This is a genomic window from Pseudomonas sp. P4_C1 (assembly GCF_056402155.1).
The window spans coordinates 23978-39648 of record NZ_JBFUHY010000028.1; the positions used below are offsets into that span (position 1 = coordinate 23978).

Genomic DNA, 15671 nt, shown 5'->3' on the forward strand with positions numbered 1-15671 from the left:
CACCGGGCAGGGTGGAACTGATATCTGTACGCATAACCAGTACTCGCTCGCCATGGCCTATTTCCCTGTGACTGCAAATCCCCTCGACGATCCGTTCTATTACCTGAACAACTTCATGCAAGTGCTTGATTGGCTTGAGCGGCGCTCTGGCGACGTGTTGAGCGTCGAAGAGCGGCATTTCATTCAAGCGTTCAAGGGGTTACCCCGTGAATCGCAGGCACTTCTGGTCAGAATGGTGATGCGCAAAGGCATTCATTTCAGGGCGAGCAAGCTGCATTACGACGAAATCGGCGATATCGGCACAGCCGCCGGCCCGTTGCTTGAACTGGGTTGGGTTGACGGGCAAATGCCCATCGCCATCGACGAACTGTTCGAGGTGCTGCTCAAGGCCGAAGTCCTCCAGGCCTTTGCCGCTGCCATCGATCAACCCAAAGGCAAGAAAACCGACTGGTTGCCGACGCTGAGCGTGCAATTTCCCCAGACGCAGAGCTTCAACGACTGGTGCCCGTGGCTGGATGAGCGCTTGTTCAGCCTGACCATCATGGCGTTGTGCGATCGCCTGCGCCTGATGTTCTTCGGCAACCTGTACCAGGACTGGTCGGAGTTTGTGTTGGCCGACCTGGGCATTTATACCTACGAAAAAGTCGAATTCTGTGCCGAGTCCCGTGGCTTGCGCAGCCGAGAGGACGTAGATGCCTGCGTCCTCCTGCACGCGTACCAGCAACAATTCGAGGCCGGTGAAGCGCTGGAAGAGGTGGTCGAGCGCATCAAGGGGCTGGCGCTGGACAACCCATGGTTGCAACGGCGACGCGGCAAGCTGCTGTTCCAGATGGGCCAGTATTGCGAACGCATCGCGGATTTCGCCATGGCCCTGAACCTCTACCGCGAATGTGCCTATCCGGGCGCGCGTTCACGGCTGATTCGCGTGCTGGAACGCAGTGGCGAGTTTGAGTTGGCGCTGGAACTGGCCGCACAGGCCGAACAGGCACCGGAAAGCGCCGCCGAACAACAACAGCTGCTCCGTGTGCTGCCACGCCTGCAGCGCAAGCTCGGCGGGCCGCCCATCAAGCGCGCAGCGCCTCGGGAAATGCAGCGTCTGGACCTGCAATTGCCCAGGACAGACCCGGCGTTATCGGTGGAGTTTTACGTTCAGGCGCATCTGGCTGAGGATTCGGCGCCGGTGCACTACGTCGAAAACAGCCTGATCAACTCGCTGTTCGGCTTGTTGTGCTGGCCGGCGATTTTTGCGCCTTTGCCGGGCGCATTTTTTCACCCGTTCCAGCGCGGGCCGGTGGATTTGCTCAGCGAAGACTTTCATGGCCGTCGGGCCAAACTGTTTCAGGCATGCCTGGCCGAACTCGACGACGGGCGCTACCGGCAGACCATCCGCGAACGTTATGCCGCCAAGTGGGGCGTGCAGTCGCCTTTCGTGTTCTGGAGCGTGCTCAGCGAAGAACTGCTGGAGCAAGCTCTGGATTGCCTCCCGGCCGAGCACCTCAAGCACTGGTTCAACCGTTTGTTGCTGGACATCAAGGCCAATCGCGCCGGCATGCCGGACCTGATCCAGTTCTGGCCGCAGCAAAAGACCTACCGCATGATCGAAGTCAAAGGCCGGGGCGATCGCCTGCAGGACAACCAGTTGCGCTGGCTGGAATTCTGCCACGAACACCAGATGCCGATTGCCGTGTGCTACGTGCAATGGGCGGAGCCGGGCGCTTGAGCTACAGCATTGCGGTGCGGGCGCTGTGTGAGTTCACCGCCAAGGCCGGCGACCTCGATCTGCGCTTCACACCGTCACCCACCGCGCTGGAGGGCATCGTCGGGCACCGTACGGTGGCATCGCGGCGCAGCGAGGGTTACCAAAGCGAAGTCGCCCTTGAGGGCCAGTATCGAACCTTGACGGTCAAGGGCAGGGCGGACGGCTACGACCCCGGGCAAAACTGCCTGGAAGAGGTCAAGACCTACCGCGGCGATTTGAGCAAGCAACCGGCCAACCACCGTCAATTGCATTGGGCCCAGGCGAAAATCTACGGCTGGTTGATGTGCCGCAAACTGGATCTGTCCCGGATCAACCTGGCGCTGGTGTATTTCGACATCGTCAGCGAAAAGGAAACCTGCCTGGTCGAGCCCTTCGAGGCCGCGCAGCTGCAACAGTTCTTCGAACTGCATTGCGCGCGGTTCCTGCAATGGGCCGAACAGGAGGTCGCCCATCGTGACGGGCGCAATCTGGCGGCGCAGCGTCTGGCGTTTCCCCACACCGACTTTCGGCCGGGGCAGCGCCATCTGGCCGAGTCGGTGTTCAAGGCGGTCAGCACGGGGCGCTGCCTGATGGCCCAGGCACCCACCGGAATCGGCAAAACCCTGGGCACCCTGTTCCCCATGCTCAAGGCGCTGGCACCGCAGCAACTGGACAAAGTGTTCTTCCTCACGGCGAAAACCCCGGGACGCAAACTGGCCCTGGACGCCGCGCAAGTGATTCTTGCCAGCGCCGATGCGCCGCCATTGCGGGTGCTGGAGATGATCGCCCGGGATAAGGCCTGCGAGCACCCGGACAAAGCCTGCCACGGTGAGTCGTGCCCATTGGCCCGGGGTTTCTACGATCGCCTGCCCGCCGCGCGGCAGGCGGCCAGTCAGCTGAGCCTGCTGGACCAGTGCGCCTTGCGCGAGGTCGCCCTGGCGCACGATGTCTGTCCGTATTACCTGAGCCAGGAAATGGCGCGCTGGGCCGACGTGGTGGTCGCCGACTACAACTATTACTTCGACTTCAGCGCCTTGTTGTTCGGTCTGGCCCAGGCCAACAACTGGAAAGTCGCGGTGCTGGTCGACGAAGCCCATAACCTGGTGGAACGCGGTCGGCAGATGTACAGCGCCAGCCTCGATCAAGGGACCTTCAACGGCGTGCGCAAATCCGCACCCGAAGCGCTGAAAAAGCCGATGCAGCGGGTCAACCGCGAGTGGAATGCCCTGCATGGCGCGCAAACCGGTGCTTATCAGGCCTATGACAAGACGCCGGAAAAGCTCCTTCAGGCATTGTCGTCGTGCAGCGCCAGCATCGGTGATTACCTGAACGATCACCCTCAAGGGCTGGACAGTGCACTTCAGGGTTTTTACTTCGACATGCTGCATTTTTTCCGGGTGGCCGAGCTGTTCGATGAGCAGTTCCTGTTCGACATCAGCAAGCGCGACCTGGAGCGCCAGCGCAACCTCTCGCAGTTGTGCCTGCGCAATGTGGTTCCCGCCGGGTTCATCCGCCCGCGCCTGACGGCCGCGCGCAGCACGGTGCTGTTTTCCGCGACCCTCAGCCCCCGGCACTATTACGCCGATTTACTGGGGACACCGGCGGACACGGTGTGCATCGACGTCCAGTCGCCGTTTCATGCCGATCAACTGCAAGTGCACATCGTCGACCAGATTTCCACGCGGTTCGTGCATCGCCAGTCCTCCCTCGAACCGATCGTGGACTTGATCGCCAGACAGTTCTGCGCACGCCCCGGCAATTACCTGGCGTTTTTCAGCAGCTTCGATTATTTGCGGCAGGTGGCGCAGCTGCTCGCCGAGAAGCATCCGCACATCAGTCTGTGGTCGCAGTCCCGAGGCATGAGCGAAGCGCAACGTCAGCAGTTTCTCGATCGGTTTCACGCCGACGGCCAGGGTGTCGGTTTTGCGGTGCTTGGCGGGGCCTTTGGTGAAGGCATCGATTTGCCTGGTGCCCGGCTGATCGGCGCATTTATCGCCACCTTGGGGCTGGMGCAGCTCAATCCGGTGAACGAGCAACTGAAACGGCGCATGGCCGCCATTTTTGGCGCCGGTTACGACTACACCTATCTGTTTCCAGGCGTACAGAAAGTGGTGCAGGCCGCTGGACGGGTGATCCGCACCCAGCAGGATCAAGGGGTGGTGATGTTGATCGACGACCGTTTTGGCGAGAACAGGGTCAAGCAGTTGTTGCCGCGTTGGTGGGCCATTGCTCCGACGTTTTTTCGCTCTGCGTCGTAGGGATTTTTACCTTAAAAAACAGATACATACCTTGATTTAAACAACGACTTGAACAATCGGCGTACGCACGCTTTATTGAAGGGGCTGGATATCACAACCCAATTCTTTGATAAGGAAATCAAGGTATGTCAGAAGCACCGCAATACAGCTACTCCCCAGACGACGTGACCCAGGCGTTCGACGAGATCTTCCCCACGCTCTTCGCCGGCAAAACTGCCGAAACCATCCCAAAGTTGCTGATCACTGCGGGAGTGGAGGGCTCGGGCAAGACTTACCTGCTGGAAAAGAGCTTGCTGCCATCCGGGAATTACGGGAACTACATTCGACTGTACCTGCCCGAATATCGAAAGAAACWCCCGCATTACGCCGATATGATCAAGCTCGGTGTCTTGCACGCCTACGAACATTCAGAAGCGTTTATCAGGGAACTCGGTTCGAAAATCTTCGCCAATGCGCTTACTCACAAATACAACATCATCATGGAGTGCGCGTTCGATGACATTGGTTTTGCCGGATTGGCAAAATTTGTTCCCGGCTACCAACTCGAAGTCCATGTCGTGGGTTGTAATCATGCGTTCGCCCATATTTCCAGCATCAAAAGAGCGTTCACCAGTCTGGAAAAGCAGGAACTGGAGCGTTTTGTCAGCTATTCGAGGGTTGAATCGAGCATCAGTAACGCTCCGGCGGTTCTGGTCGCGTTCGAGTTCCTGGCAAAGGAAGTGAGCGGTTCACAAATTTTCTTGTATGAGCGCGGGATGGGCAAACTGAACGACCGAGTGCTGCGCGCTCACAGTACCTACACTCTGGACGCCACGGGCAAGCTGTCCGAAGTTTCGCAGTTGCAGGCATATGCGTATAGCGCCTATGACAAAATTCTCAGGAATACTGTCTATTCGATGGAAGAGCGTGATGAAATGGTCAAGGAATGCCATTTGCAACTAATGAGAACCAGTGCACATGCAAAGCATGTCCCTGATTTTGTGTACAACGACCTGTATTCCTATATCACCAAATACGTGTATCGCTAAGCTGGCGTAACGGTTAATCGATGCGGCCGCGTCCTTGGACCCAGCACTGTAGGAGCGAGCTTGCTCCTACAGGGATCTTCGTTGTTGCTGAGGGGGTATCAGGCCTTGAGGTTGCGCAAGCTGCGCTCCATTCGCGCAATGCCTTCTTCCAGCAGCGATCGTGGGCAGCCGAAGTTCAGGCGCACGAACTGCTTGCAGTCATCGCCAAAGTCCAGCCCGGCGCTCAAGCCAACTTTGGCCTGTTCGAGGAAGAACTGTTGCGGGTTGTCCAGCCCCAGTGCCGTGCAGTCGAGCCACGCCAGATAAGTGCTTTGCGGCAGGTTCATGGTGATACCCGGCAGGCGGGTGCGCACGGCCTCGGCGAGGAAATCGCGGTTGCCTTGCAGGTAGACCTTCAACTCGGCCAGCCATGGCGCCGCTTCGCTGTAGGCGACACGGGTGGCTTCCATGCCCAGCGGATTGACGCTGTCGACCATACCGCAACGAGCGTGGTTGACCTTCTCGCGCAGGTGACGGTCCTGGATGATCATGAACGAGGTCTTGAGACCTGCGATGTTATAGGCCTTGCTCGCCGACATCAGCGTGATGGTGCGCTGGGCCACTTGCGCGCTCAATGTGGCCATCGGAATGTGCTGGCGCCCGTCGTAGCACAACTCGGCGTGGATCTCGTCGGAAATGATCCAGGCATCATGCTCAAGGCAAATGTCGGCAATGGCTTGCAGCTCTGCGCGGGGGAAGGCCTTGCCCAGCGGGTTATGCGGGTTGCTCAGCAGCAAGGCGCCGCCGCCCTGCAGCGACTGGCTCAAGGTATCCAGCGGCGTGGTGTAGGTGCCATCGGCTTGCGCATCGAAGTTCAGCTCGACCTTGTTCAGGCCCCAATGCCCGGGTGCGTGGCGCAGCGGCGGGTAGTTCGGCACCTGCACAACGACGTTCTGTGACGCCTGCACCAGGGCCTTCAGCGCCATGTTGAAGCCGGACTCGACGCCCGGCAGGAAGATCAGCTCCTGGGGCTCGACGCGCCAGGCGTACTTGTTCCAGAGGTCGGCGACGATCGCCTCGCGCAGGTCATCCCGGGCCACGCTGTAACCGACCATCGGGTGTTCCAGGCGTTTTTGCAGGGCCTGGATGATCACCGGCGGCGCGGCGAAATCCATGTCGGCGACCCACATTGGCAATACGTCGGCCGGGTAGCGGCTCCATTTTGTACTGCCGGTGTTGTGACGGTCGAACACCTGATCAAAATCGAAAGTCATGCGGGATCTCGTAGAAGCGGGGTTGAACATGCGCCAATGATAAGCGCCAACCCCCTGTAGGAGCGAGCCTGCTCGCGAWGGWGTGTCAGATACGGTGATGTCGACTGACACACCATCGCGAGCAGGCTCGCTCCTACAAGGATCTTCACGACCCGCTGGATTTGCCCGACGGTCGGTTTTCACACAAAGCACTAGTGCATTGACTACAGTTTGTAGTGTCGGCAGTCAGACTGCCACCACCGCGGTTGTTCAAAATGGCCCGGCCATGTACCGGGTTCCACCTGATCAGGAGTGCACGATGGATCTCAGCCGTCGTCAGTTCTTCAAGGTCGCCGGTATCGGCCTTGCAGGCTCTAGCCTGGGCGCGTTGGGCATGGCCCCGACGACAGCCTTTGCCGAACAGGTGCGTCATTTCAAGCTCGCCCACACCCATGAAACCCGCAACACCTGTCCGTATTGCTCGGTCGGTTGCGGGTTGATCATGTACAGCCAGGGCGATGACGCGAAGAATGTCGCGCAAAACATCATCCACATCGAAGGCGACGCCGACCACCCGGTCAACCGCGGCACCCTTTGCCCCAAAGGCGCGGGCCTGCTGGACTTCATTCACAGTCCCAGTCGTCTCCAGTACCCGCAGGTGCGCAAGCCTGGCACCACGGAGTGGACGCGAATCTCCTGGGATGAAGCGCTCGATCGTATCGCCGACCTGATGAAGGCCGACCGCGACGCCAACTTCATCGAGAAGAACGCCAAGGGGCAAACAGTGAACCGCTGGCTGACCACCGGTTTTCTCGCGGCGTCGGCATCGTCAAACGAAGCGGGTTACATCACCCACAAGGTGGTTCGCAGTCTCGGCATGCTGGGGTTCGATAACCAGGCGCGTGTCTGACACGGCCCGACGGTGGCAAGTCTTGCCCCGACGTACGGCCGTGGTGCCATGACCAACCACTGGACCGATATCGCCAACGCGAATCTGGTTCTGGTGATGGGCGGCAACGCAGCAGAAGCGCACCCGTGCGGCTTCAAATGGGTGACCGAAGCCAAGGCGCACAACAAGGCGCGGCTGATCGTGGTCGACCCGCGTTTCACCCGTACGGCCTCGGTGGCCGACTATTACGCGCCGATCCGCACCGGCACCGACATTGCCTTCATGGGCGGGCTGATCAATTACCTGCTGACCGAGGACAAGATCCAGCACGAATACGTGCGGGCCTATACGGACGTGTCGTTCATCGTCAAGGCCAACTACGGTTTCGAGGACGGGTTGTTCAGCGGTTACGACGCGAGCAAGCGCACCTACACCGACAAGTCCGGCTGGGGCTACGAAATAGGCGAGGACGGTTTCGCCAAAGTCGACCCGACCTTGCAAGACCCACGCTGCGTCTACCAATTGATGAAGCAGCATTACAGCCGCTACACCCTGGAGCTGGCCAGTCAGGTCTGCGGCATGCCCGTGGACGCGATGCAGAAAATCTGGGAAGAGATCGCCACCTGCTCGCAACCGGGCAAAACCATGACGATTCTCTACGCGCTGGGCTGGACCCAGCACTCAACCGGCTCGCAGATGATCCGTAGCGCGGCCATGGTGCAATTGCTGCTGGGCAACGTCGGCATGCCGGGCGGGGGCGTCAACGCCCTGCGCGGGCACTCCAATATTCAKGGCCTGACCGACCTGGGCTTGCTGTCCAACCTGTTGCCTGGTTACCTGACCTTGCCGGCCGAGGCCGAACAGGATTACAACGCCTACATTGCCAAACGTGCACTCAAGCCGCTGCGTCCCGGGCAGATGTCCTACTGGCAGAACTACGGCAAGTTCCACGTCAGTCTGATGAAGGCCTGGTACGGCGCCAATGCCACCGCCGAGAATCACTGGGGTTACGACTGGCTGCCCAAGCTGGACATTCCCGGCTACGACATCCTGAAAATGTTCGACATGATGAGCAAGGGCGAGGTCAATGGCTACCTGTGCCAGGGCTTCAACCCGATCGCCGCCTTGCCGGACAAAAACCGGGTGATGAAGGCGCTGGCGAAACTCAAGTGGCTGGTGGTGATGGACCCACTGGCCACCGAAACCTCGGAGTTCTGGCGCAACGTCGGGCCTTACAACGACGTGGAAACGGCCAGCATCCAGACCGAAGTCATCCGCCTGCCCGCCACCTGCTTCGCCGAAGAAAACGGTTCGCTGGTCAACAGCGGCCGCTGGCTGCAATGGCACTGGAAGGGTGCCGATGGCCCGGGGCAGGCGCGCACCGACGTGAAAATCATGGCCGAGCTGTTCTTGCGCCTGCGCAAGCGTTACCAGGCCAACGGCGGTGCCTGGGCCGAGCCGATTCTCAAGCTCGACTGGCCCTACAAGGTACCGGATGACCCGACGCCGGAAGAGCTCGCCCGGGAATTCAACGGCTACGCCATCGCCGATGTCACCGACGCCTCGGGTGCGGTGGTCAAGGCCGGTCAACAGTTGTCCGGCTTCGGCCAGCTCAAGGACGATGGCAGCACGGCATCCGGTTGCTGGATTTTCTGCGGCAGCTGGACCGAGCAGGGCAACAACATGGCCCGGCGCGATAACAGCGACCCTTTCGGGATGAAGCAGAACCTCGGCTGGGCCTGGGCCTGGCCGGCAAATCGACGGATCCTCTATAACCGCGCCTCGTGCGACCCGAAAGGCAAACCATGGGACGCGAACAAACGGGTGGTGTGGTGGAACGGCAAGGTCTGGACCGGCACCGACGTGCCCGACTACAAAGTCGACGCCGCACCGGAAGCGGGCATCAACCCGTTCATCATGAACCCCGAAGGCGTGGCGCGTTTCTTCGCCCTCGACAAGATGAACGAAGGGCCGTTCCCGGAACACTATGAGCCGTTCGAGACACCCATCGGCATCAACCCGATGCACCCCAACAACAAGCAGGCGACCAGCAACCCGGCCGGGCGGATCTTCGATTCAGTCTGGGACACCCTCGGGCAGGCCAAGGACTTCCCGTATGCGGCGACCAGCTACCGGCTGACCGAACACTTCCACTTCTGGACCAAGCATTGCCCGATCAACGCCGTTACCCAACCCGAACAATTCGTCGAAATCGGCGAGGTGCTGGCCAAGGAGAAGGGCATTGCTGCCGGTGACCGAGTAAGGGTCAGCTCCAAACGCGGGCATATCGAAGCGGTGGCGGTGGTGACCAAGCGGATTCGTCCGCTGCAGGTCAACAATCAGGTCGTTCACCAGATCGGTATCCCCTTGCACTGGGGCTTCACCGGCGCCACCCGTCACGGCTACCTGACCAACACCCTGGTGCCGTTCCTCGGCGATGGCAACACCCAGACCCCGGAATCCAAGTCATTCCTGGTCAACGTGGAGAAAGTCTAAATGGCCAGCCAAGACATCATTGCCCGCTCGGCCACCACCACCCCCGCGCCGTCGATACGCGGCGTGGAGGAAGTCGCCAAGCTGATCGACACCACCAAATGCATCGGCTGCAAGGCCTGCCAGGTCGCCTGCTCGGAATGGAACGAGTTGCGTGACGAGGTCGGTCACAACCATGGCACCTACGGCAACCCGCAGGACCTCACCGCAGAAACCTGGACCTTGATGCGCTTCACCGAGCACGAGACCGACGCCGGCAACCTGGAATGGCTGATCCGCAAGGACGGCTGCATGCACTGCGCCGAGCCCGGTTGCCTGGCGGCATGCCCCAGCCCGGGGGCGATCATCAAGCACGCCAATGGCATCGTCGATTTCGATCAGGACCACTGCATTGGCTGCGGCTACTGCATCACCGGTTGTCCGTTCAACATTCCACGGATCTCGCAGAAGGATCACAAGGCCTACAAATGTACGTTGTGCTCGGACCGGGTGGCGGTAGGGCTGGAACCGGCCTGCGTGAAAACCTGCCCGACCGGTGCCATCGTGTTCGGCTCCAAGGACGACATGAAGGAACATGCCGCCGAGCGTATCGTTGATCTCAAGAGCCGTGGCTTTGAAAACGCCGGTCTGTATGACCCCGCGGGCGTCGGCGGCACCCATGTGATGTACGTACTGCACCACGCCGATACGCCGAAACTGTACGCTGGTTTGCCGGCCGATCCGATCATCAGCCCCTTGGTCAACCTGTGGAAAGGCGTGAGCAAACCCCTGGCACTACTGGCCATGGGCGCGGCGGTGCTGGCCGGGTTCTTCCACTACGTGCGGGTCGGCCCCCAAGTGGTCGAAGAGGATGAACATCCGAGCCCGCCGGATACCTCGGTGCACGAAGTCGACCCGGCGGTGCATACCTTCGATCCCCGTGGGGAGGGCAAGCCATGAGCGGCAAGACGATCCTGCGCTATACCAGCAACCAGCGCACCAATCACTGGCTGGTGGCGATTCTGTTCCTCATGGCCGGGCTGTCCGGGCTGGCGCTGTTCCACCCGGCGCTGTTCTGGCTGAGCAACCTGTTCGGCGGCGGTCCGTGGACGCGCATTCTGCATCCGTTCATGGGCGTATTGATGTTCCTGCTGTTCCTCGGATTAGTGCTGCGTTTCTGGCGCGCCAACTACTTCATCGCCAACGATCGGCTATGGCTCAAGCGCATCGACCGGGTGATGCTGAACCAGGAGGAGGGCGTTCCGCCCATTGGCAAGTACAACCCCGGGCAGAAGTTGCTGTTCTGGACTTTACTGCTGTGCATGCTGGTGTTGCTGTTCAGCGGCCTGGTGATCTGGCGCGCGTATTTCAGCGATTACTTCGGCATCACGCTTATCCGCTGGGCGAGTTTGCTGCATGCGCTGGCCGCTTTCGTGCTGATCCTGAGCATCATCGTGCACATCTATGCCGGGATCTGGATCAAGGGCTCGGTCAGCGCCATGGTGCACGGCTGGGTCAGCCGCGCCTGGGCCAGGAAACACCACGAACTCTGGTATCGCCAAGTAACTCAAGATGAGACCCGCGACGTAGCACCCAAGCGACCGATCACCAAAAAGGGCTGACATTTGCCAACCATTCTCGAACCCGGAGAAATAGAAGCGGCGGCCAGTTCGCCGCCGTTTCTGTACATGCCACCGCATAACCTGTTCAGCCTGCGCGCCCTGCGCCTGGAAACGCTGGCGGAAGGGCACCCGCTGGCCGATTACCTGCGCCTGATTGCCGGATTGTGCCGGGTGCAGCAACAGGTGCTGGACGACCCGCCGCTGAGCGAGCCCCTCGACCGACAACGCATCGAGTTGTGCCAGCAACACGGCTTGCCGCCGTTCGCGGCCGACAGCCTGGCGCGCGAAGACGATTGGCAGCTTTACCTCGATGCTTTGCTGCAGCGCTATAGCGCACCGTCACAATCTGCCGTGGCCGATGCCGTGCAAACCTTGCGCCTGGCCGGTGCCGGGCAGCGTCGCGCCTGGGCGGTGGCGTTGATCAGCGGCCAGTATTCGCTGGTGTCGGCAGCATTGGTGCCGTTTCTCGGTGCGGCGCTGCAAACAGCCTGGAGCCACTGGCTGTTGAGCACGCCCAATCTGCAACTAACCCCCGGTGACAGCCTCAGCCAGTGCCCGGCCTGTGGCTCGCCGGCCATGGCCGGGGTCATCCGCCATCGTGGCAAGTACAATGGTTTGCGTTATCTGGTCTGTTCGCTGTGCGCCTGCGAGTGGCATGTGGTGCGGGTCAAGTGCGTGTATTGCGAGCAGAGCAAGGGCCTGGAATACCTCAGCCTTGAAGATGATCGGCATGCCGCCAACCAGGCACCCTTGCGCGCCGAAGTCTGCCCCGGTTGCAACAGCTATCTTAAGTTGCTCTATCTGGAGAACGATGCGGATGCCGAAGCGCTATCGGCAGACCTGTCCAGCCTGATGCTCGACATGCGTCTGACCCAGGACGGTTATCAGCGTCTGGCGCCGAATCTGTTGTTGGCGCCGGGAGACGAATAAGCGCAGCGTCTACACTCTGGCGCGAGGGTCTTTCGTTTTCAGGAGCGCCAGATGTCTGCACGCGGTGCCAGCCAGCCTCTGCGTCTACCTTCTATCGACAGTTTGTTGCGGCACCCGGCGTGCCTGCCGTTGGCCGAACGCTATGGACGCGACGCCTTGCTGTATACCTTGCGGCTTTTGCTGGATGAGTTGCGCGAAGGGGCGCAACAGGGATTGCTCGAACCTGCAGAAGTCAGCGCCGAAGTGCTGGCGGGCAGGGTCGGCGAACGATTGACAACCCAGCATCGCAGCCAGGTGCACCGGGTGTTCAACCTCACTGGCACGGTGCTGCACACCAATCTCGGGCGGGCGTTGTTGCCTGAAGAGGCGATTGAGGCGGTGCAAATGGCGGCCCGCTATCCGCTTAACCTGGAATTTGACCTGCGCAGCGGCAAGCGCGGTGACCGCGACGACCTGATCGAAGGCTTGATCCTCGAACTGACCGGCGCCGAAGCTGTGACCGTGGTCAATAACAATGCCGCAGCGGTCTTGCTGACTCTCAACAGCCTGGGCGCGCGCAAGGAAGGGATTATTTCCCGGGGCGAACTGATTGAAATCGGTGGCGCCTTTCGCATCCCCGACATCATGGCCCGCGCCGGGGTGAAGCTGGTTGAGGTCGGCACCACCAACCGCACCCATGCCCGCGACTACGAGGCCGCCATTGGCCCGCGCAGCGGATTGATCCTGCGCGTGCATGCGAGCAACTACAGCATTCAAGGCTTCACCACGCGTGTGGCGACGGCTGAACTGGCGCAAATTGCCCACCAGCATGGACTGCCGTTGCTTGAAGACCTCGGCAGCGGCAGCCTGCTGGACCTGACCCGCTGGGGCTTGCCCGCCGAACCGACGGTACGCCAGGCGCTGCTCGATGGCGCGGACATCGTTACCTTCAGTGGCGACAAACTGCTTGGCGGGCCGCAAGCCGGGCTTATCGTCGGTCGCAAGGAGTTGATCGCCAGGATCAAGAAAAACCCGCTCAAGCGTGCGCTGCGGGTCGACAAAATGACCCTGGCGGCCCTGGAAGCGGTGTTGGCTTTGTACCGCAACCCGGACCGACTCGCCGAGCGCTTGCCGAGCCTGCGCCTGTTAACCCGGCCACAGGCCGATATCCTCGCCCAGGCCGAACGATTGCGGCCAGCGCTGGCCCAGGTGCTGGGTGAGGGCTGGAGCGTCAGTGCCATGCCGGCACTCGGCATGATCGGCAGCGGCAGCCAACCGGTGGCACGGCTGGCCAGTGCGGCGCTGTGTGTGCGACCACTCACTTCCAAGCGCTTGCGCGGGCGATCTTTGCTGAATCTTGAGCAGGCTTTGCGCGGTTTACCGATTGCGGTCCTCGGGCGCATTGACGATGACGCCCTGTGGCTGGACCTGCGGCAACTGGACGACGAGCCGGCATGGCTGGCGCAACTCGATCAATTACAAGTGGAGGGCCGGGCAGGGTGATTGTCGGCACCGCAGGGCACATCGACCATGGCAAAACCGCGCTGCTCCAGGCGCTGACCGGTCAGGCGGGTGACCGGCGCCGGGAAGAGCGCGAGCGCGGTATGACCATCGACCTCGGCTACCTGTATGCCGCGCTGGAGCCGGGAGCGGGCCTGACCGGTTTCATCGATGTTCCCGGCCATGAACGCTTCACCCACAACATGCTCGCCGGAGCGCAGGGCATCGATCTTGTGTTGCTGGTGGTGGCCGCCGATGACGGGGTGATGCCGCAGACCCGCGAGCATCTGGCGATTGTCGAGCTGCTCGGCATTCCCCGGGCGCTGGTGGCCATCACCAAATGCGACCGGGTCGATGGTGCCCGGGTGCAGGTTGTTCGCGAGCAGGTGGGCGCATTACTGGCGCCCGGTCCGTATGCCGGTGCACCGCTGATGGCGCTGTCGAGCGTGACCTTTGATGGCATCGACACCTTGCGCCAGGCGTTGCTCGATGCCCAGCGCGAGGTGTCGCAACGCAGCACCGAAGGTGGTTTTCGCCTGGCGATCGATCGGGCCTTCAGCGTGGCCGGGGCCGGTATCGTGGTGACCGGTACGGCGCTGTCCGGCCGGGTCGCGGTGGGGGATACCTTGCTACTGGGGCCACAAGGCAAACCGGTGCGCATTCGCGGCCTGCACGCGCAAAACCAGGTCGCCGACCATGCCTTTGCCGGCCAGCGCGTGGCGTTGAACCTGAGTGCCGAACGGCTGGCCCTGGAGCACATCCATCGCGGCCACTGGTTGCTGGCCGCCGGCTTGTATGCGCCCACCCAACGGCTGGACTTCGACATGCAGTTGCTCCCCGGTGAACCCCGCGCCTTCGAGCACTTTCAACCGGTGCACGTGCACCTCGGCACCCAGGACGTCACCGGGCGAGTCGCCTTGCTCGAAGGCACCAGCCTGGCGCCCGGTGAGCGGATGTTGGCCCAACTGTTGCTCAATACACCGGTGCATGCGGTGAAAGGCGATCCGCTGATCCTGCGCGACCAGAGTGCCCAACGAACCCTGGGCGGCGGCCGGGTGCTCGACCCGTTTGCTCCCACTCGGCAACGCCGCAGCCCCGAACGATTGGCGCAGCTGCATGCATTGGTGAACAGCGCAAAGCTGGAGGATGTTTTGCCGGCATTGCTGGCCCATAGCGACAGCGGGCTCGATCCGCAGCGCCTGGAACGGCAGTTCAACCGACTGCGCAGCAGCTGGGTGTTGCCCGCTGACGTGCGCTGGGTCGAAACCCGTCAAGGCGCGTTGCTGTTCAGCGCCAGTCGTTGGGAAGCCTTGAAAGCGGCCGTACTGGAGCAACTCGCGCGCTTGCATCAACTCGAACCGGATCAAATGGGGCCGGACCGGGATCGTTTGCGCCGATTTACCGGTAGCACTCTGGAACGCGCAACATTTATCACCCTGCTCGAGGAGTTACTGGCCAGCGGCGACATCGCCAGCAGCGGTCCGTGGTTGCATCTGCCCGGGCATCAGGTGCGTTTGAGCGAAGAGGACGAAGCCCTGTGGCGACACGTGCAGCCGCTGTTCGAACAGGCCGGTTTCGACCCGCCCTGGGTGCGCGACCTGGGGCATGAGGAAGCGGACGTGCGCGATTTGCTGCGCAAAATGGCGCGCCTGGGCTTGATGCACCAGGTGGTGCGCGATCTGTTTTACACCGACAGCATGATCCACCGATTGGCGGCTATGCTGTTGCAACTGGCAGACGCCAACCCGGTGATTCAGGTGGCGGCGTTTCGTGATGCCGTGGGCCTGGGGCGCAAGCGCAGCATTCAGATACTGGAGTACTTCGACCGTATCGGTCTGACACGACGCTTGGGTGATCGCCGGCAGATTCGCCTGGACAGTGCGTTGGCCCAGCACACAGAACACTGATTCAAAGGCATGACTTCAAGGAAGGCAATCGCGCCCGGTGGCGCGGCCGGGCTTCAAACCCGGTTGGGGACGGCATCCGTTCCCGGGCAGGTTCGACTCCGGCTGCCTTCCGCCAC

General features: G+C 61.3%; 10 protein-coding genes and 1 tRNA gene. 10 read left to right on the forward strand and 1 reads right to left on the reverse strand.

The genetic code is table 11. The features are described from left to right. Nucleotides 1-52: 52 nt before the first annotated feature. From AC1DU9_RS16910 to AC1DU9_RS16920, 3 genes are all read left to right on the forward strand, one after another. On the forward strand, nt 53-1720 hold the full coding sequence (locus AC1DU9_RS16910) for a VRR-NUC domain-containing protein (RefSeq protein WP_223457995.1): 1668 nt from the start codon (nt 53-55) through the stop codon (nt 1718-1720). Continuing rightward, nucleotides 1717-3996 carry an ATP-dependent DNA helicase gene (locus tag AC1DU9_RS16915; RefSeq protein ID WP_477810503.1) on the forward strand — a complete coding sequence of 760 codons (2280 nt, stop codon included), beginning with the start codon at nt 1717-1719 and terminating at the stop codon, nt 3994-3996. Before AC1DU9_RS16910 ends, AC1DU9_RS16915 begins: the two co-directional genes overlap by 4 nt. A gap of 125 nt (nt 3997-4121) precedes the next feature. After that, a complete protein-coding gene (locus AC1DU9_RS16920) occupies nt 4122-5024 on the forward strand; it encodes a zeta toxin family protein (protein ID WP_477810504.1) in 903 nt (300 codons plus the stop codon). Between the two features lie 98 nt (nt 5025-5122). Here the strand turns inward: AC1DU9_RS16920 and AC1DU9_RS16925 are convergent, their stop codons facing one another. Beyond that, the gene (locus AC1DU9_RS16925; protein WP_477810505.1) at nt 5123-6277 is read right to left on the reverse strand and encodes a MalY/PatB family protein; all 1155 of its coding nucleotides are present in this window, start codon (nt 6275-6277) and stop codon (nt 5123-5125) included. A gap of 298 nt (nt 6278-6575) precedes the next feature. Between AC1DU9_RS16925 and fdnG the strand changes: the two genes are divergently transcribed. The 7 genes from fdnG (at nt 6576) to AC1DU9_RS16960 (ending at nt 15670) form a co-directional block, all read left to right on the forward strand. Further along, nucleotides 6576-9641 carry a formate dehydrogenase-N subunit alpha gene (gene fdnG / locus AC1DU9_RS16930; protein ID WP_477810506.1) on the forward strand — a complete coding sequence of 1022 codons (3066 nt, stop codon included), beginning with the start codon at nt 6576-6578 and terminating at the stop codon, nt 9639-9641. Further along, nucleotides 9642-10577, forward strand: a complete 936-nt coding sequence (gene fdxH / locus AC1DU9_RS16935; RefSeq protein WP_108215531.1) for a formate dehydrogenase subunit beta — start codon at nt 9642-9644, stop codon at nt 10575-10577. After that, entirely contained in the window at nt 10574-11239 is a 666-nt protein-coding gene (locus tag AC1DU9_RS16940) for a formate dehydrogenase subunit gamma (RefSeq protein WP_223457984.1), read from the forward strand. Before fdxH ends, AC1DU9_RS16940 begins: the two co-directional genes overlap by 4 nt. Before the next feature lie 3 nt (nt 11240-11242). Beyond that, nucleotides 11243-12169 carry a formate dehydrogenase accessory protein FdhE gene (gene fdhE, locus AC1DU9_RS16945; protein ID WP_477810507.1) on the forward strand — a complete coding sequence of 309 codons (927 nt, stop codon included), beginning with the start codon at nt 11243-11245 and terminating at the stop codon, nt 12167-12169. Nucleotides 12170-12220: 51 nt separating this feature from the next. Further along, nucleotides 12221-13651, forward strand: coding sequence for an L-seryl-tRNA(Sec) selenium transferase (gene selA, locus AC1DU9_RS16950; protein WP_477810508.1), 1431 nt, complete (start codon nt 12221-12223; stop codon nt 13649-13651). Beyond that, entirely contained in the window at nt 13648-15555 is a 1908-nt protein-coding gene (gene selB, locus AC1DU9_RS16955) for a selenocysteine-specific translation elongation factor (protein ID WP_477810509.1), read from the forward strand. Before selA ends, selB begins: the two co-directional genes overlap by 4 nt. A gap of 19 nt (nt 15556-15574) precedes the next feature. Then, nucleotides 15575-15670 (forward strand) — tRNA-Sec (locus AC1DU9_RS16960). Nucleotide 15671 lies beyond the last annotated feature (1 nt).

Excerpts from the sequence above, each read along its gene's own strand:
- fdxH (WP_108215531.1), top strand. The coding sequence starts at position 9,642 with ATGGCCAGCCAAGACATCATTGCCCGCTCGGCCACCACCACCCCCGCG.
- selA (WP_477810508.1), top strand. The coding sequence starts at position 12,221 with ATGTCTGCACGCGGTGCCAGCCAGCCTCTGCGTCTACCTTCTATCGAC.
- AC1DU9_RS16910 (WP_223457995.1), top strand. The coding sequence starts at position 53 with ATGGCCTATTTCCCTGTGACTGCAAATCCCCTCGACGATCCGTTCTAT.
- AC1DU9_RS16940 (WP_223457984.1), top strand. The coding sequence starts at position 10,574 with ATGAGCGGCAAGACGATCCTGCGCTATACCAGCAACCAGCGCACCAAT.
- AC1DU9_RS16925 (WP_477810505.1), bottom strand. The coding sequence starts at position 6,277 with ATGACTTTCGATTTTGATCAGGTGTTCGACCGTCACAACACCGGCAGT.